The organism is Prevotella sp. MGM2, assembly GCF_002933955.1.
GTDB lineage: Bacteria > Bacteroidota > Bacteroidia > Bacteroidales > Bacteroidaceae > Alloprevotella.
The window spans coordinates 1-672 of record NZ_BEWW01000233.1 but is presented as its reverse complement, the minus strand read 5'-3'; the positions used below and the strand labels follow the sequence as shown (position 1 = coordinate 672).

Sequence of the window (672 nt, the reverse complement as noted above, 5' to 3'; positions counted from 1 at the left end):
AGCGACAACACAGATGCCTACCAGCGCCTGTTCATCCAGTGGAGCGACAGCCATTTCTATCCGGCCATCGCCATGGCCTCCCACGTGAGCGCCAGCCCCAACCATCAGACTGGCCGCGAGGTGCCCATCAAATTCCGCTTCGATGTGGCCATGTCGGGACGCCTGGGCATGGAAATACAGCCTAAGAACATGAGCGACCGGGAAAAGGAATTCTCCAAACGCGCCATCGAAGCCTACAAGTCGGTACGTCCTGTCATCCAGCTAGGCGACCAATACCGGTTAATATCACCTTACGACAAAGGGGCGATGGCCGCATTGATGTATGCCGATGAGACCAAGGACCACGCCGTGCTCTTCGTCTACCGGACGGACTATCTCAACGGACAGGCAATGCCGAAGGTAAGGCTCGACGGAGTGGATGAGAACAAGAACTACCGTATCAAAGACCTGACACCCCTCAACCCTTCGAAGCCGAGCAATCTCAACGGCAAGGTGGTGAGCGGCCGCGTGCTGAAATATGCCGGTCTCAACGTGAGCGGTTCACTGTCGCGTCCGTGGACATCGCTGACACTGAAACTGACGGCCGAATAAGCCGCATCCGTTCCGCTCTTTCTCATGAACGGGGCTCTTGCCGGCCTCGGAAAGGGTGCTTCTTTTTCCATCTCATATTAC

At 56.4% G+C, this 672-nt stretch carries 1 protein-coding gene; it reads left to right on the top strand.

Going from position 1 to position 672, the window contains the following annotated elements; genetic code table 11:
- A partial coding sequence (locus tag C5S62_RS05815) for an alpha-galactosidase (protein WP_190311556.1) occupies positions 1-591 on the top strand: 591 nt, incomplete at its 5' end.
- Positions 592-672 lie beyond the last annotated feature (81 nt).